The organism is Psychrobacter sp. UBA6739 (genome assembly GCF_002453835.1).
Taxonomy (GTDB): Bacteria; Pseudomonadota; Gammaproteobacteria; order Pseudomonadales; family Moraxellaceae; genus Psychrobacter; species Psychrobacter immobilis_A.
Window position 1 is genome coordinate 50,094 of sequence record NZ_DKHR01000043.1, and the last position, 18,101, is coordinate 68,194.

The 18,101-nt window shown below is 38.2% G+C and carries 10 protein-coding genes and 1 pseudogene; 2 read left to right on the forward strand and 9 right to left on the reverse strand.

Annotated elements, in window-relative coordinates; all coding sequences use genetic code 11:
• Positions 1-3: 3 nt before the first annotated feature.
• The 7 genes from pglZ to B2575_RS09825 form a co-directional block, all read right to left on the reverse strand.
• Positions 4-2,661 carry a BREX-1 system phosphatase PglZ type A gene (gene pglZ / locus B2575_RS09795; RefSeq protein ID WP_296241670.1) on the reverse strand — a complete coding sequence of 886 codons (2,658 nt, stop codon included), beginning with the start codon at positions 2,659-2,661 and terminating at the stop codon, positions 4-6.
• Complete coding sequence (pglX, locus tag B2575_RS09800; RefSeq protein ID WP_296241672.1) at positions 2,651-6,265, reverse strand: BREX-1 system adenine-specific DNA-methyltransferase PglX; 3,615 nt, start codon at positions 6,263-6,265, stop codon at positions 2,651-2,653. Before pglX ends, pglZ begins: the two co-directional genes overlap by 11 nt.
• Positions 6,266-6,416: 151 nt before the next feature.
• Entirely contained in the window at positions 6,417-10,082 is a 3,666-nt protein-coding gene (gene brxC, locus B2575_RS09805) for a BREX system P-loop protein BrxC (protein WP_296241674.1), read from the reverse strand.
• 27 nt (positions 10,083-10,109) lie between these two features.
• The gene (locus B2575_RS09810) at positions 10,110-10,706 is read right to left on the reverse strand and encodes a DUF1788 domain-containing protein (protein ID WP_296241676.1); all 597 of its coding nucleotides are present in this window, start codon (positions 10,704-10,706) and stop codon (positions 10,110-10,112) included.
• Entirely contained in the window at positions 10,703-11,326 is a 624-nt protein-coding gene (locus B2575_RS09815; protein WP_296241678.1) for a DUF1819 family protein, read from the reverse strand. Before B2575_RS09815 ends, B2575_RS09810 begins: the two co-directional genes overlap by 4 nt.
• Before the next feature lie 286 nt (positions 11,327-11,612).
• Entirely contained in the window at positions 11,613-12,674 is a 1,062-nt protein-coding gene (locus B2575_RS09820) for an HNH endonuclease (RefSeq protein WP_296241679.1), read from the reverse strand.
• Positions 12,675-12,919: 245 nt separating this feature from the next.
• Positions 12,920-13,171 (reverse strand): helix-turn-helix transcriptional regulator, encoded by a 252-nt coding sequence (locus tag B2575_RS09825; RefSeq protein WP_296241681.1) that lies wholly within the window; start codon positions 13,169-13,171, stop codon positions 12,920-12,922.
• Between the two features lie 191 nt (positions 13,172-13,362).
• On the opposite strand from B2575_RS09825, the gene B2575_RS09830 reads away from it, so the two are divergent.
• Both B2575_RS09830 and B2575_RS09835 read left to right on the forward strand, forming a co-directional pair.
• The gene (locus B2575_RS09830; RefSeq protein WP_296241682.1) at positions 13,363-14,079 is read left to right on the forward strand and encodes a 3'-5' exonuclease; all 717 of its coding nucleotides are present in this window, start codon (positions 13,363-13,365) and stop codon (positions 14,077-14,079) included.
• A 423-nt stretch (positions 14,080-14,502) separates the two neighbouring features.
• Positions 14,503-15,180, forward strand: a complete 678-nt coding sequence (locus tag B2575_RS09835; protein WP_296241684.1) for a hypothetical protein — start codon at positions 14,503-14,505, stop codon at positions 15,178-15,180.
• Positions 15,181-15,231: 51 nt separating this feature from the next.
• Here the strand turns inward: B2575_RS09835 and B2575_RS09840 are convergent, their stop codons facing one another.
• Both B2575_RS09840 and B2575_RS09845 read right to left on the reverse strand, forming a co-directional pair.
• The gene (locus B2575_RS09840) at positions 15,232-16,944 is read right to left on the reverse strand and encodes an AAA family ATPase (protein ID WP_296241689.1); all 1,713 of its coding nucleotides are present in this window, start codon (positions 16,942-16,944) and stop codon (positions 15,232-15,234) included.
• A 4-nt stretch (positions 16,945-16,948) separates the two neighbouring features.
• Positions 16,949-18,101, reverse strand: a pseudogene (locus B2575_RS09845) (hypothetical protein); the annotation flags it as partial.

An 18,101-nucleotide genomic window follows, 5' to 3' on the forward strand; every position in this document is an offset into this window, starting at 1 on the left:
TATTTAGAAAAACTCATCCTGAATAGCAAGGTCAATGGTCACATCATAACGTGCATACTCTGTATTAGTATCTGCATCTAATAAAATTAGTGTATATTTATTATTTCTACTAAAGCTTGATCCAATCAAACTCAGTGTTGCCTCTTGCTTACGCTCATCCATATTACTACTTGAGCTGCCAAACACTAATGTTTCTTTGCTAGAGACCTCAAGGCCGTTACTATCAACGATATAGATATGAAGTTTTCTTGGATTATATTCAGCATTCACAGCATCTGTTTGGATAAATGAGACTTTATCGATATTATTGACAAACTTAATCGACTGCTTGGCAGAAATAACCCCTACTGGCATCTTCTCATATTTTGCAACCTGCTCTTTTTGTAGCTCACGTACGGTAATGATTGGCACACAAATTTCTTGTAGCATTGCGCCACCATGCACAAACTGAGCACCACCTGAAAAGTGAAACCTTTGAGAGGATTTTGGTATCATAAACTCAACTTCTTTACCCTCCCCTGAAATACCATTCGCTGTGTTAGAGATCAGACCCTTCCAATGCGGATCATTAGAGCTCAAGTCTCTTCCAACAATATAGCGTTTCTTGTTTTCATTGGTCATAGTGCTCTTAACATCAATACCCGTTTTATCTGTGGTAGTTAGCTTCTTATTTTGGAATAAAAAGCCATGATCAGCGGTAATAATTACTCTACTACCATTGAGCCTATTAATAATTCGATTCACTAAGCTCTTAAGCTCATTAATAGCATCACGGCAGGCTTCAAAAGTCTTATGCTCAGAGCCTTGCTTGTCACCTATAGCGTCAATCGTGTCATGATAAATATAAACAACACTAGCGTTACTTACTTTTTCTCTGCCTTCTTCGTTATTCCAGTTCATCAGATCTTTAGAGGTTACTGCAACACCGCCTACGCTTTGCAATATTTTTTGACGCTGCATACTGCCCTGTGACGATACACCATCTACATATACTGCAGAGTTCCCTTTGGTGTCATACTCTAGGGTTTTGTGTGGTAGTAACGATGCCATACCAAGTTGAGTATAGCTTGGCAAGACGCCCAACTGTGTTGATAAGTCTGACTTGAAGCGTTTTTCATTATTAATGATCGAGTCAAGCTCGTTGGCTATCTCATATCTAAAGGCGTCCGATATAATGACGAAAACCCTTTTAATTTGGGTGCCTGCCAATATTGATTGGACTTGTTGATTATAAAAATCATATTGATTCGGAATATCTTTAATTTTCCAGTTATCTAAAAGCTGCTCTTCACCAAGGTGTTTATCCCAAGCCAAACCCAACTGGTGCAAATACCAGTTTATATATAAATTTTCCACTTCTTCTTTTAAACTTCTAAGAATCTCCCAACCCTTACTCAACGTAAAGTTAACCTTTTCACTAAATAAGCGATAGGCTTGATCAAATTTATATATATTATCCACATATTCGGTATACATCTCTTTGGCACTCTCGAAATGAAAGCCACCAGCATACTTACTACGCAATTGCATTAATTCTTTAGCATTACCAAGCGCACTATAGATTGATTCATAGTCTGTTTTAAGCTTGGCCCAATAGCCAAATGAGCGGCGTGACACAATGGCATCAAATTGTGCTGAATCAATATCAGTACTATTTTCGATTAAGCTATTCACCAAGCCAACAATAATATTTTGCTCTATCTCTTCGAATGTCTGACAATCCACCATTTGGGCAGGTTGATAGCTAGAAGTCTTAGCTTTGATCTCCAGTTTATATGCCAATAAGCGTGCAATTTGTTCATAACATTCTGCGTGTTTTCTACTGTCGCGCCAACTACTCATAAAAGCCATAGCATTCGCTTGACCTGACATGGTCTGAAGCAAATTATTATTTAACCAGTTTTTATCATCAGAATTTGTTTGACGCCAAAAATCAGTACAAAAAAGCTTTAAAACGAAGTCTGCTAAGGATGGCTCCTCAGTAATATAACCATAAGCCTTTTCTAATAAAACCCACAATGAGGCACTGAGATCATATTTACTTAACATTTTCAATAAAGACGACTCATCGACTCCTTCATCAATATTTTGAGCGTATTCATTTAGCAGACTCAGCAACATACTATCCAGCTCCGCAGATTCTGAGCTCACCACAACGGCGATCATCTTACGATCTAGACTTAGCTCATCCTCGTTTTCACTTATCCACTTCTTCAGACTTGCAGTACGTTTTTTACTTCCAAAAAAAGCATTGCGCTGTCTAATATGCTCACGAAGTGACATTTTTGGAATACCCAGCTCATTAAGCAACATAGAGCTACGATCTGCAAAAAATGGCTCACTATATAAACGAATATCTAGCAACCAATCACGCTCTGGCGTTGGTTCAGCTTCAGAGAAATAAAGTAGAAAACTCTGCTGAGGCTCATCGATCTCTATGCGTTTTTTGACTGCTAATACAGATTCATCAGCCATTTTTAACACAGTAATACTATCAGGCAATATATTCGTATCTTTTAGCTTAACGCTATCACTCCCACTTAAAGAAGCAGCAATTTGATCAATATCTTCCTGAAAGCTGTGTTCTGGGTCATGCCAAAACACAATTCTACTTTGCTCAAGCTTAGATTTAATGCCTTCGATCAGCTCATTAATTTGCATTAATAATCTCCGGTTTTTCACCTGTTATATTTTTAACATCAGCAAGTAGATCGCCAAATTTGCCGTAGTTTTCTTTAACCCCATCATCTAGGTCTATTGAGATACGCATGTCTGCATAGTGCTTCAGTTTGTCGTCAAACTCACGTAATTCACTTTGCTTTTTATCCATACTTTTTAGCTCTTTCTCAAGGCGCTTTTTGTCTTGTGTAGACTCAGCCATTTCGAGCTGTTTGTCTAACTGTTCTGCATAAGCTTGGTACTTGCCCAATAGTGGCGTGACGTATTCGGTACGCATACGAGAGAGTGTGCTTTCGTTATAGCGATGCAAGTAGACGAGACATTCAAAGGCTTTTTCTTTGCCCGAGCTGAATAGCCAGTAGATAGGTCTTTTTTTATAGGTCTGCATGTGATCTTTGTAGAACTTAGTCGATAGATAACGACGTATGGTTCCGACGGCAGTTTCTGATTTTCTAGGTGTGATCGCATCCAAACATAATGAGTCTGCAATGAACTGTAGGTTCTCAGTTAGATTATCTTCACCCCACACGGTCTTAACGCATTCAACCACTCGATTGCTGACATCGTCTTTAAACCACTCTTCTTCCGTTATTGGAATAATACCGTCGCTGTCTGCTGGGAAGGTCTGGTATAAACTGGCATCAAACCCTTCGTTGCCTGCATGGGCATATACTAGGCCTTCTTGGTCTAGTGAATAACGTCCCATCATGCAGCCTATCGTATAAGAAACTAACTCGGTCATGGTGTCTGATCTAAAGCGGGCGTTGCGTTCTTCTTCTGTGCCTTTTATGCCGTAGCGATAGGTAGGGTTGACCGTTAGGGTGATTTGTTCAATCGGCACTTCTGGGGTGAGTTCGTCTTGCAGGCCATAAGCGTCGATGAAGAGACGGTTATTTTCCTCTTCGAGGTGCTTCATCTCGGCGATGGTGGCTTGGTTTTGGCTAATCCATGTATTGTAGCTGGACTCTAGGTCTTGAATAGACTCAGAAAATTTTGAGAGTAATGGTAAAGACTGAAACTTATCTGAATTTTCGTATAAATTAATCACCGAGGTTGTCTTAAGTACGCACTTCTCTGCAATCATTTCTAGTTTTGATGTGAATTTACACAGCTTATCCCAAAGTAAGGGGGTTTTTCCAATGTCACCAGGAGTAAAATTCAAAGTAGGACATAAAATACTTACAAAATGAGAGGTTGGCTTTGAACAAAGTGATGCAAGCAATATGTTAGACGACAATCCATCTGGAAATGCGGAGTTTGAGCTGATATCAAATGTCGATCTCCCATTTAACCCAACAGCTGAAAATGTGCCAGAGGTTATTAATGGGAACGAAACACCAGCTTTAAAATAATATTTCTCCCCTGGAAGACTATAAGATTGTCCACGTTCTTTTCTATAGCTTCGGATGTTATCACCATTAAGTGAAAAGTCGACTACGTAGTTAGTCGGCTTACTCCACCTTTCACCAGACGCACCTTTAACATGCGGTACCCATCGTGCATTTTTCGAACCAAACATTCGATTATCATTTTTTGCTACTTCCCACCAGTAACGAATAAATCTTTCATTATTGCACGTGAACATGCCACAACTGAACCGTGCGTAGTTTTGAATTGAGTCTCCATCAGCAAAAACATTCAAAACAGCCTCGCTAGCCCAATAAGCTACTGTACTACCCGGAATTTTCCCGAATTCACTTTGAGAGTTTATGTAGAGCCAACCACAGTTGCGATTATTAATTGCTTCCAATACTCTAGGTGCTTGGTTTTGATGCCCCTTAAAGTCAGAAAGTCGGATAAAAGACCCTTTAAAACTTGAAATGCTTATTTTAGAAAAGCTAAAAGTAGCCACAGGAATACAGGCTGGCTCAAAGGCGTTATATTCCAACTGGATCAGGCTAACTAAAGTTGTCTTATTAAAAAAGTTCTCTCGAAAATTTTCATAAGAAGATATAAACATCCAGACGTACGGAGCAACTATACTGCCACGCCCTACATCTTTTGTAAGACTGTAACCACGCTCGATAAAACAGGCGAATAAATCACTTTTGGCATTTGGGAAGTTGTCTTTAGCAAACTTTTTCACCACGGTGTTCATGCCTTTACTGCCCATATAAGGCGGATTAGCCACCACCGCATCGTATTGTGCAGCAAGGATGTTGGCTTGCACTACCAAAGGTGTTAGCTGTTGCAGCGCCTCACTCACAAACAAGTCTGCGTTGTGTGTTTCATTTTGCACCAAATTATTAAATGCGGGCAATTTGTCGGCTAGATGCGGTGGTATTTGTATCAGCGAACCGAAGTCGTGGGCGTGTTCAAACAGCTCGATAAATTCGGTTAGGTCATCGGCATTTAGCTGGTAGCTGGCTAGATTGATACCTTGGGCTAGGGTATTTGGGTCTAAGCTGCTGCTGTTATGCATGGCCATGACATTCATCTTTACGCCACGCTCGAATAAACGGCGATCGTCTTCACGGCCTTTCATCATCAGGGCAAAGCCAGTGAGCTGGGCGGCGCGTTGGTCTATGTCTAGGCCAAATAGGTTGTTCTCTAATATCAGCTGGGCAATATCGCGCTGGCGGTAACCGCGCTCTAGGTAAATGGCTTTAAATAAATCATAGGCTTCTACCAGTATGTGGCCCGAACCACTGGCGGGGTCGATTAGGGTGAGTTCTTCTGGGTTCAAGCTTTCTGGGGTAATCGCTTTTAGCTGAGCGTTGACTTCATCGGTTTGCTCGGCAGGTTCGATGTAGTATTCCATTTGCGCTTTTAAAGGCGATTTTGGATAGGTGGCTAACCATTGTGCGCCCAATGAGTTTTGCACCATGTACTTTACGATCCAGTTGGGGGTAAATAATTGGGTGGCGGCGGGTATATCTTCGGTTTTGACGACTTTGCCGATGACTTGGTCTTTTTTCTCGGAGATATAAGACTGATACAGCCAACCAATGACTTCTACTTGCTGCCAGTCCTCTTCAGGAATGCTATCAACCAAACCACGTAGTATCGAGTCGGTACGGGTTAGATTGTCTGGTAACAGCAGCTCTGTTTCATCATTTAAGGCTTCAAATAAGAATGGCATGGCTTCATGTAGCTTGTGACATTGGCCCAGTAGCAGTTCACGGTACAGCTCTTCGTTTTTATCACCCGCGAGCATGAGGTCAATGATGCGGTCTCTATCTAGCCCAAGATCTTCTGCAGCATCTTGCGCATGATCGAGTATTTCAAATCGCTTGTCGCCATTTGGGTGAGAGAGTACTCGAAAACCATGGCCTAGGTAGCCATGTATTTCCATATAGCGAATGGCACTTAAGCGGTTAAACCAGGTATAAGCCACTTGCTCTACCAGCTGGGCATAGCCTAGCTGTTCACTTCTCTCGACCAGACGCTGTCTAGCAGGGGCAAGCTTGCTATCAAAGTTATTATCACCAATTTGTAACACTGAGCCTTGAACCAACGCATCAATAACTTGCAGCTCCCCTTTCTTGTCTGCGCTGATACCAAAGGTGTTGAGGCGTTTGGCAACGGCATCCATAAATGCCACACGTGCTTTAGGGGCATAACTCTTTATGTTACTGGTTTCCATGGAATATCTTCTTGTCTTTGTTGTTTGTTTGAGCGGTTAGATGTGAGGAAAAATTATAAGCTAGTAGATATTTATACCCTACTAGCTTACTTAACCGTTTTCCTACTTAAATATCCTGATGCATAGGCACTTATAATCGTACTTTCTAAACTTATTTAATTCTTATCCTGTCACCAGCTTCTACCGACTTTATTAGCTGCTCTCTTAGCAAGGATAAACAGTCATCAATCTCTTGGACCGTTTCGATTATCCCATTTGAGACTGATTTTCTAATTAAGTCGCTAGGACTAATAGGAACTGTTTTTCTAGGAATTACATTAGTTGGTTTGTTGATATCTATTTTGGTGTTGGTGGTAGCGTTATCAGTTATATCACTTACAGATTCAGACTCAATAATACTGCTTTTTTTCTCTAACGCTGCCTGCTTATGTTGCTCTTCGACATACGCATTTATCAAATCATAAGCCTTATCTTCAAAGCTCATAGACTCACCTTGCTCACTAAGTATTTGGTGAATGGAGTCTGTATTTTCTATACGCTCACGACACTTCCTTAATGGATATAAAGCTTCGTTACTTATATTAGCGGGAGCAGATGCTACATCCAGAGCTTTTTGCACTCTTTCAACTTTTGAATCCACTTTGCGAAGAGCATCTTCTTTTCTCTCTTTAACAATGCTGTCATTAACAGCTTTTATCTTCTCAATAAGTGGGTTTATGAAGCGAACTTTACTATAAGGATCTTCCATGCTGTGTATGGATTCAAGCTCTTCAAGCGCTTTGGCAGCTTCAGGATTCTCCATCAACTTTGATTTGTTCGCTTTAAACCTTTGGTTCAATGCCACATCAAGCTGCAACCAAGTATCCACTTGATTTTCATAAAAATCTTCTAAATCCTCAAAGTCTTCAGAAAAATCTTCCAAGCTTCCTTTTTCCTTCACAAAGCGTTCAATTAGCAAATAGCTAGTACTTTCTTCTAATACGCCACTGACTAAAACCAAACCTGCTTCAATTTTTTGCTTACCAGGAAACTTTCCACTCTGTGATCTATTCTGGAACGCCTTTAAATCATCTCGCCAGCTTTTTAGTTCAGAAACGATCAATGCATACAATTCTTTTTCTTCAGATCCTGTAAAGTTTTTGCCAAATAAAGCCTTAACTAATGCAGATGCCTTTTTAATGTCTGACTCACCATGACGGCGAACGGTACTTATTCGAATATCAGGACGCTTACGCCCATTCGTAAATGAATCATAAGCTTTATTGAGCGGTAGGCTGTCTCTGCCGATATCAAATGAAAGCTTGCCTGCCAGCCCAAGTCTAGCAACCACAAGTAATATTTCATTATCGGGCCAACCATAAGGACGCTTGCTAAAATGTGCCACTACGTCACGTAAGCTGACTGGGATATTACGTTCGAAATTGAGTGAAATATAATTATCCACTTCTTGTAACGCTGCAGGATTATTTTCTTCAGTTTGAAGATCCAAGCCAGCTTGAGCCATATCATCTGCTGTCAGAACAGCCTTGAGCTCTCTTAGAACATCACCCTGCGAAGCTTTAAGCATGTTCAACTTTTCAAAAGTATTTTCAATAACATACTTATAAGACTCTTCTAAAACTGCGATGGGCGTTGAAGGTTTTTTTGGCATTTTTGTACCAATTGCATATACCTCAGCCTCCAAAAACAAGTTCTCAAAATCAGTTTTTAGACGCTTTTCACGCTCAATATTTTCCATTTGCTTTTCTCTTAGCAAATGCTCTTGTTCACGTCGCTGACCTGAATTTTGTTTTAAAAACCTATCTGTTTTAATATAAGTAGTTAATTCCGCCCACAAACGCTGGTTTTCTCCAAGCTTAACTAACATACTACCGTCGTCTTTGAGCGTGTACTCAGTACAGTCATAGTCTGTCGAAAAACTATTATAATCTGTGTCCAAAGGTGAGGTGATTTTTAAAACCAAGTCTTCAAGAATAAGTCCGTCTTTTGGATGTCCATTGCAAAATCGACTAACAGTAAAGTCTTGTTTATTAACTGGATAACGATAAACCCGGTTGCCTTTTAGAATATTATCAAACACTATGGAAGATAGCTTGCTAGATAGCTCAGATATCTCACAATCTGTATTACGGATCTCGTTTTCTATCTCTTTTTCTTCATTGGTTAGAAATATAAACTCCTCTCCATTCCTAGCAATAAGAAGTTGGCGCTCAAGACGCTCAAGGCTGTCTTCTATTTTCTTTCGTAACACTATTTTATCTTCATCTATCTTACTAATAGATAAAGTTACCAAATTATCTAAAGTGCTTTTGACCGTATCTACATAACGTATTAAAAATAAGGTCTTTAAAATTTGACCATCAAAATCTGAAAGTGAATCCAACTCTAAAGCTTGATCAATGGTTCTTTTGACCGCTGGTTCTAAGAAGCTCTCTATAGGGGCATAAAAACTATGAAAAGGAACTAAGACATTCAACTCTTCATTTTTAATTTGCTTTGCTGCATTTTGGAACGCGTCTAGCAGAGAGCGCTCTCCCATGGCCAAATGCTTCCCTGTCGCACCTTTAGTTCTTATAGATTCAAATACTTTTTGGACGAGCAAGTAGTGATAAGGTATAAATGGGTAGTTGGCTACAAAGCTTTTGCCATCGGTATAACCTTTTAACTCAGCTGTAGTCGTTTTATCAAATGACAATTGATGTCTAAGAATATCTCCTTCTGCAGAAAATATCTTAAGCAAAGCCTCTTCCGCTTTATCTGTTTTTGCCAACAGTCTTTTTTGAATAACTTCTGACGTATTACTACTCGAGAGAGCCAACCGTGTTTTAAAACGACCTTGAATTTTAGAAAAATCCTGACTCTCTCCTCGATTCATACTACCAATAGCAGCATCAATATCTGCCTGTGATGTAACAATTACCCATGCTCTACCATTACAGTAAGTCCCTAGGTTCTCTGTAATAGTCTGCAGCTTCAGCATCATTTGCGTATTTTTGCCTATAAACTGCCCTACTTCATCAACTAAAAAAAGTATGTTCTTGTCACCTGATGAGTCTAAATAGTCTTTTACCCAAGTACAGAAATTATGAATATCTAGCGGAAAATTATCTTCCACATTTTCAATCATCTGTTTGGCAGACTCTGTGGACTGTTTAGTAGCATAGCTTAGTGCTTCAGCTATCTCGTCTCTATAAAAATCATACGCATCTCTCTCATCTTCCCATGTAGAGTCTGCAAGCTCGGCAAATTTACTCTTAAAAGCTTCATACTGCTTACGCTCGTCCAACTCTCTCTCTAAATGCGCGATATGAGGAAAATCAGCGCAATAGCCCAAGCGCTCATTAAACACTTTCAAAAAAACCTTTAGGATTGCATTCTCACGATCTTCAGTGTTAGCCCTTGAATCAATGTTAAATAAAATTACATCTGTATTTTTTGATCCAGCATTTTGAATATTGGCCCATAGCTCGTTATCGTTAATTTTATTTTCGAAAAAGTCCACGGCTCTACGACTATCGCCCTCATACTCGACTACGTTATTTTCTAATAAGTACGACAGAATTTTTAAAAAATGTGACTTACCTGAACCAAAAAAACCCGATATCCAAACACCATTATTCCCTGAGGATGCAATGCCTTGATAGTTCACTGTTGGAGAATATACTTCAAAAAAATCATTAAAATGCTTGTGTAACTCTCGTGTTACTACATATTCATCTAGCTCAACGAATATATTTTCGTTATCTTTTTCTTCTGCTTTTACAACACCATTAATATTACGTGTTAATTTTTTTGAAAAAATACTTTCAATATTCATCTCAATCTCTCTATTTTTTATTAATTATTAATTATTAATATTTGTTTCGTTACCACTTTCAGGCACTAACTTGAAAGCACGATAATAATTTTGTGAATCGATTAGCCCAAAAGGATGTAGATCTCTACCGCTATAACCCCCAGGGTAGAATAAAATCAGCGGTGTGCTACCCATAACATCTTGTAATGCACTAAGCAGTTCATGACCTCTTATAAGGGGCCATGCATTACCTAAACCAGACAATATTAAAAAATCTAACTCATCAAGCTTGTACTTACTAGCAATAAATTTTGCAACTTTCTCTTGGCTAAGCGGTCCAGATAGCGTCTTCTTAATAGCATCTATGCCTACTTTTTTCTCGCGCTGGCATGCACGATCAAAAATTCCACGCTCCTCTAATATAGATATAAGAACTTCAAATATATTTAAATGCTCAAATTTGTACTTACGACTTTCTAGCTTTTTCGTTATGGACTCTAAATTTTCACGAACCAGTATTTCATGCTTGGCTGGATAGTCAAAAACCCAAAACCCGATTTCATTACCTAAGCCATCATTTTTTAGAAATTTAGGACTTTCAATCCTATCAAATATCAAATCTAATCGACGTTGTAATGCCTTCATACAGTACACTCCATAACCTCTATCAAATCACCTCTATTGAGGCGTAGAAGCCACTCTTTTACTTCTGGTAGAAGATATACAGGATATATCTCGCGTTTACGACTATCGCTTAGATAATCACTATCAACTAATATTTTTATTACATTACTACCCAATTTTTTTATAGTTGATTCTGAGTATCTATGCAAATCTGGATACTTTAAAACCTGTGTATCAATAAACTCACTCCAGGCATCGCTGGGTAAGTTTGGTTTATAAGTTCTTTTTGCCTCTGCTAGACTTAATCTCATAAAGTCTTCAACTATTGGAGAGTTGATCATTACAGCAACCAATAACAGTTGAATATAAGCTCTATCTGTCGCAGTCAACAACGACTGCATGAACTCATCACCCAATCCCTCAATTCGCTTTCGGATTGCTCTCATATAACGGCTAGAGGTTTTATCAGACTTCTTCTGTAGAATATTTTGCTCTACTATCAAAGATCTCAACTCATCTTCAGGTAGCTTTTTAAGAAGAGACTCTGCGATAATTCTTGTTTCTGTAATCAGCAGACTACCTCCAATCAGGTCGCCTAGATAGTCTTGCATATCTACTGCACGCCTAGCATTATCAGTCATTTTATTAACTGCCTCCAATAAGATGAGTAAATTTTGTAATCATATCAAAATAAGGTGCTGCTCTGTCAGGTGTTTTAGATATGTGACAAGTATTTAATATTACATCGTAAGAAAAGTCATAATCATGGTTGATATGTGTCCCTTTTTTATTTTGAAACTCGCTATTGTGACAACTTTAAACCATAACTTTATCAGCCTAACTCACGCAAATTTTTATGCATGGTTGTAATAAATATACATTGATCTTCAGCAAGCGATTATTCATAAAATTGATATATTTAAATTATCAGCCTCTCAATCTGGGTAACAGCTCAGGGTTGATAGTACGTAGCCTCATATTTGACTCTGGTGACCATACTAGGTCTCCATGCTCTACAGCTATTTGGTAAGCCCATCGGCTAATAGTTTCTGAACGCTTCTGATTGCTTATAAAGCCAATACCGTCTGTTTCTTGTTCAATAACTTGTCCATATTGTTGGTTACGCTTCAACCACTTCTCATAAAACCTCTCTTCAGCAAGATAGTCACGTTTACTGTTATTACATTTATGATCAGTCAGTACAAAATTATGAGTCGTATCATTGGGATATTTTGACCAAGGTACAAAATGATCAACTTCGACGGTTTTCTTTAATAGTTTTTGACAGTAGAAGCACTGACCATGCTGTGTGTCATTTAGTATAGGCACTAACAAGCTTAGATCTTGACGCGACTGATTAAACAAGAAACCTTGTAAATCAACATCATCGCTGAAATATGATTGGTTGTGACGATTGTTACGTACAAACTCTGTCCAGTATTGCTGGCAAAGCTTATGGATTATCTGACTAAAACGCGCAAAGCTGTAAGCGATACCAGGCTTTAATATGATTGCTTTATCTATTGAGTTATAGATATAAAAGAATTCACGGCTAACTTTATCTTCTGCACTTTGTAGATACTTGGCAGGGTTGTTTTTAATCGTTTGGGCTATTTCTTTAAGGGTCGATTGCCACTGTTTGATATGACGTGTCCGAGCTATATTTAAGTTAGTAGTCTTAGTTTCTTCTTGCAGGGTTAAGATACTAGTGATGACCTTAGCTTGACCTGTGGTACTGCTTTGCTTCAGTATAGATTCACCATATTGATCTGAGAATGGTAATGCTTGTGTCCAATAAAGCTGAATAAACTGCTCTGCCAACTGCTCATAAGAAATAACGCATTCTCTATTATCATTAAGCCCAGACTCTATAGAGAGGTTGGTTACTGATATTAATAATGCAAATTTATAGGTCGAGGTATAAGAGCTAGATTCAAGCAACCATTGAATACGTCTTAGAAAGTTAAGCTGAAATTCTGCTGTAGGCACTATAAGAATCCTTAGAGGTACGATTAATTAATTCACTGTAATTCAGACTTATACCACTAAGTCTTTCGTTATGTAATGCTGTGCCTAAAAATGAAGCTGCTTTATTTGATCCAGCCAGCCCTTCTAGAGTAACTTGTCATATCAACCAGCTTCAAACGAATCGCATATTTTTAGTTATCACGTTCAGCTAATGCTCACTCTAAGCTAGCTAGAAGCATATTCTTACTCAATAGCTTTTCTATTGTTTATGCTAAGCCTTCCCCGATTTTGTTATTAATCCACTCGACTATTTCACTCGCTACCCACGCTACTCTGACTTTTGTAAGTTGTACCTTTTTTGGGAACGTTGGATCGTAGTGATCAGACTCCTTATTAATCATCTCATAGATGGTAGAACGACTAAGGCTAGTATAATCAATGACATCCTTAATGCTAAGAAGTTGGGGGATATGATTACATCGTTCGAGTATCGGGTCTTGTTGATATAAATTTCTCATAATTAAATCCTTAGTCTAGTTTTCATATATATAGTTTCACCGATTGGCGATTACTTAATCAAGAAACCTGATAAATGATAGCTATTACCAATTTATATGTTAATTTGTTACTTATTACTAACGGATGCTAATCACATCAAATATTTCACTATTTTAAATCTCATCCTTAAATAAGAACTACAAATAAAATTATGACTACTTATATACTCGACACAGAAACGACAGGACTTATTGAACCACACATGACTGAAGCGGCCTATTCTATTGTTGAAATAAACGATGGCAAGGTATTTGTATTACAAGCTCCGCGAGCTAAGCGATTTAATCCTCTCAAAGAAATCAGTTTAGGGTCAATGGCAATATCGCATATCTGTGATGAGGATGTTGTGGATGAGCCACTTCATACCGATTTTAGATTGCCTAACAGTGTTGAGTACTTGATTGGACACAACATTGATTTTGACATGGCCGTTCTGAAAAATGCTGGCGTGACCCATACTCCTAATCTGATATGTACTAATGCGATGGCTAACTTCCTGCTTCCTACGCTTGAGAGTCATAAGCTAGTATCCCTCCTCTATCACTTCCACCGTGATATAGCACGCGCTCAAGCAAGAGATGCTCATGCTGCTATTGCTGACATCTACTTCACTGAACTAGTGCTTGGTAGTCTGATTGATTTGGCGAATAGCCAAGGTCATGAGATAAGTGATGTGGAAAGCTTATATGAATTTAGCCAAATGGCGCGTATACCCACGCATTTAAGTTTTGGTAAGCATAAGGGTGAGGCTATTGCAGATTTAGCTGCGAGCTCTGAAGGTACTGGCTATATTAAATGGCTGCTCAAACAGGACAGTGTTGACCCTTATTTAGCTCAAGCATGCCAGCAAGCATTAGAGTCGGTATAAATATACTGATGTAGTCAGTTTGAGCTATGCTGAAAATTGAGATCGATACTAGAAATGGTTAACGCTAAAGTAGATTAATTTCTTATTGAAACTATAACTTATTAGGTAATAAACCCCTCAATATTATGGTGTTTAAAATATTATTAATATCTGCATTGCCATGGATCAATCTTACTCTGACAAGTCGGGAAAGCTCTATGTGCTATTATCTATATAGTGTAGAGGGCTGGAGTATGACATTTATTTTTCTTAGGTGACGCTATTAATATCGGGGTTTGATGAGGTATTCTACCGAAATAAAACGATATACAACCAAGAGATGACTAACCCTCCTCCTATTCCAGAATTATTAGGATCTAATATTAACAGCTCAACTAGCCCAGTTATAGTCAGTTCAAAATAAAATTCTTCGAGAATTAAAACATGTTTTCAAAAGCCAAAATCAAGTTTGAAATCCTATTGTTGCAGATGCTAATACTATTAGCGTCATCATTATCCAATGCTTCTGATATTAATTTTCAAAAATACTCTATTCCTAATCTCGGAGAAATTTCAATTCCGTTAAATATGGAGCTTCAAGGAGGAAGATATAAAGAACTTAATAACGAGGTTTTGGAAATAATTAATGCTAGAGCAGACTTAGGATTATCACAAGATGGCCGCTATGTGTTTCAGCAGAAAGGCTTGAATAGCTTCGATAAAAATGGATTTAATACTTATGCTAGAATAATTATTCATACAACATTAGGTAATTACTCTGAATACGCATCTTTGAAAGATCCTTATGCTCTTACAGCCTTTGAACGTAACCAACTAAGCCAACAACTACGTACCCAAACAACTCAATCTTTAGCTAAAATTAATATCAAAATAATACGCTGGTACGGTATTAACCCTGTGAAAATAAACGACCAAAACGCTTTAGAAATAAGTTACTTACGGCAATTAGGCAATAACCCTTATGTTGCTGTTAGAGCGTATTATTTTGAGAATAATGATAGGGAACACCTTGTCACCGTATCTTATAGATTGAGTGATGAAAAAGTATGGAAGCCTTTGTTTATTAAGTCTCTAAAGAGCTTAAAAATAATTAATAGATAGTTCGTAACCAACATTCTCATAGCTTGGATTAAGGCCTTAAAACAGAAAAAATTAAAACCTTTGGAACTCAGTAAAAGAGTCATACTTTTCGAGCTGATCATAATTAACAGATGATTTCGTTTTGCGAAGCACTTCCGTTAAATGTTCATGACCAATTTTACTATTTTCTTTCAGGGCAAGTTTGGCCGCTTCATTGACCATATAATTAATATCACTGGAAGTATAATGCGCCATTAACATGGCTATAGATTCAATATCCAAACCACTATCTATAGGTCGTCCTTTCAAGAGAATCTTCAGCATCTCTTTACGAGTATCAAAGTCAGGCAGAGGTATATAAACCGCTTTATCAACTCTACCAGTTCTTAGAATCGCTTTGTCTATTGCATCAGGCCTATTTGTAGCCATAATGGTAAGAATGCCTTTCTCACTACATTCTGTGAGCTGAGCGAGAAATTCATTAACTTCTGAAGAATAGTGTTGACCCATATGTGCACTATCACGACTTGGCATTACTGCATCAACCTCATCAATAAATATCACCGAAGGCGCCTTAAGGCTGGCTTCTAAAAATAGCTTACCAATCTTTTCTTGAGTGCCATGAACATAGACACTAGCCAAGTCAGAAGGCTTGATTTCAAAGAATGTATAACCCAATTCAGCAGCAAGCTGTTTTGCTATAAAAGTTTTACCACACCCAGGAGGACCATAAAACAATAAGCCGTTAAGTGGCTTAATCCCATACTCTTTATAAGCCTGCTTATTTTTTAAAGGTTCAATAATATCAGTAATTAATAGCGACTTCAGATCCGTCATCCCTGCTATTTTGTTTAGACCGACATGATCACTCTTATACTGTGAGCCTTCTGATACCTTAAGCTTGATGTTTATTGCCTCACTATCGGGTAGCTGAATCTCATCATAATAAGGAAACTCATAGTATTGCTTTATAAATAAGTCTAACTTCTTGCTAAACTCGTTCACTCCTATATTATTTAGAGCTTGAAAGACAATACTTTTTAAATCGCCCGGTATGTGCTGAGAGTAAAAGGTTGATTGACTTAGAGGGCTTGAGTCTCGGTAAGAAAAGACCTGATATTGTACTGCTTTGTCAGTTGCTTTCCATTCAATATCATACTGCCAAGGTAAAAAACCAAACAGACACCTATACAGCAAAGTTGCTAGTGAATAGTTCGTATTATGTTCCGCGTCTCTACTTTGATAAGCCAATGAATAGCGAAGTATCGATGACTCTGTGTGTTTTATATAGCAGGTTAAATCTAAAGGAAATATACATACACTCCCCTTTTCATCCAAGTAATTTATAAAAATATCATTTGGGGTTAAAACTTGAGTAGAATGCATGCCAGCATTTGATAGTACATCAAAGCTTGCTCTTATAATTTTGCACGCATCATATACAGCTATACTAATTTCTCTATCTAATCGCTGTTTTAAAGACTCCCCATGAACGAAATCATGTATAAAGTAATACTGGAATTGCCCTTCTACGCGTAAAGCTTGCAACTCAGAGCAGGTCAGAATACTTTGGTGGTTATTTTTATTTATTAAGTCTAGTGCTTTTTTTAGAGCTTCCACCTCCAAAATAGACGTACACTCAGACTTAATGAGCTTAAGATATTTAAGCTCATTTTTATTGGTTTTAACTCTATATGTTTCAGTTATTTCATCTTCATATAGAAAAAAGTCGACGTGATACTTACTGTCAATCAAATCGCCACGAATAAATGCTGAATTAGTCATCTCATTACTTACGCAGCAGACTAGTGTCAACGTTATTCATTTCAGCCCTACTTTCAGGTCTCATTAATCCAATAATGGTGACAACTGCATCTTTCAACTGTTCGTGAGAAGGGTTTGTTTGCAATAAACGTTTTGCATGCTGAACTCCTCTAAACGCAGCATCATGATCCGTCCACTGAATATCATCAAATCCATAGTCCATATATTCTAGGATGCCAACCCAGAAACCAGTATCTTGCTGCCTTAGGCTAAACGCCATACTATTAATTTCTTCCGTAAGTTTTGCAGCGCTTTGTATATCTTGTTTGGATATAATGTGACGTGCTTGGGTTTCAAACTCAGTCAATAAACTACTAGTTCGCGCATTCCCTTTTTCATTATTAATATCACGCAAATCTTCAATAGCATCTTCAAGGTCAAGCTCTGCTTTAGGCCAAGCCCCTTGTTCTTGATATTCGTCTAATTCAATTAATGTTTTAGTCAGACTTGTTTTAACTTTCTCTTTAGTATCACGATCATCACTACGCTCATCAAGTAATCGCTCAGCTTCATCAAGCTCTTGTACTTTCTTATCCGCGTCTTTATTACCTAAATATGATTGTGCCTGTGCTACTGTTCGTGCCTCATTAATCTCACGCTTCAATTGACTGGTAGAGATATCTGTTTTAAATTCTGAAGCTACTTGCTGTTCATAAGTTTCATCCAATGACGGAAAGTACAATTCAAATGTCGCACGACGTGAAGAGTCAATGCTTAAAGTAACCTCGACATCACTACCCGCAGGTAAAAAGCCGGGCAAGTCTTCGCCCGAAATACTAATTTCACCAAAGCGTGTATTAAAAATTGCTTTCGAACCTTCTTTACCAAAATTAATTTCATAAGTTGGAATGGTTATGACATCGTCTTTCACTCCTGGGCGAACATTCTGCATTGTCTTGTACGTGCCTTTACCTTTCGCTGGCAGTGTTTTATTTTTCTCTAACCCCGCCAGCGGCCAAACACCTTGCTTAGCCACCAAGGTATCGTAAATCTCAATACCAATACTATAAGGCAGAGTCGCATTGGCTATTTTCAAACCTTGAATAATAGTAATGGTATTTGGCTGACAAGGAATTATCGTACCATCACTGCTCGATAGCTTTAGCTCAAAGTGATTG

Bases quoted from the DNA above. Each gene is read 5' to 3' on its own strand.
- brxC (WP_296241674.1), bottom strand. From the start codon at position 10,082: ATGAATATTGAAAGTATTTTTTCAAAAAAATTAACACGTAATATTAAT.
- B2575_RS09840 (WP_296241689.1), bottom strand. From the start codon at position 16,944: ATGACTAATTCAGCATTTATTCGTGGCGATTTGATTGACAGTAAGTAT.
- B2575_RS09825 (WP_296241681.1), bottom strand. From the start codon at position 13,171: ATGAGAAATTTATATCAACAAGACCCGATACTCGAACGATGTAATCAT.
- B2575_RS09830 (WP_296241682.1), top strand. From the start codon at position 13,363: ATGACTACTTATATACTCGACACAGAAACGACAGGACTTATTGAACCA.
- B2575_RS09835 (WP_296241684.1), top strand. From the start codon at position 14,503: ATGTTTTCAAAAGCCAAAATCAAGTTTGAAATCCTATTGTTGCAGATG.
- pglZ (WP_296241670.1), bottom strand. From the start codon at position 2,661: ATGCAAATTAATGAGCTGATCGAAGGCATTAAATCTAAGCTTGAGCAA.
- pglX (WP_296241672.1), bottom strand. From the start codon at position 6,265: ATGGAAACCAGTAACATAAAGAGTTATGCCCCTAAAGCACGTGTGGCA.
- B2575_RS09815 (WP_296241678.1), bottom strand. From the start codon at position 11,326: ATGACTGATAATGCTAGGCGTGCAGTAGATATGCAAGACTATCTAGGC.
- B2575_RS09810 (WP_296241676.1), bottom strand. From the start codon at position 10,706: ATGAAGGCATTACAACGTCGATTAGATTTGATATTTGATAGGATTGAA.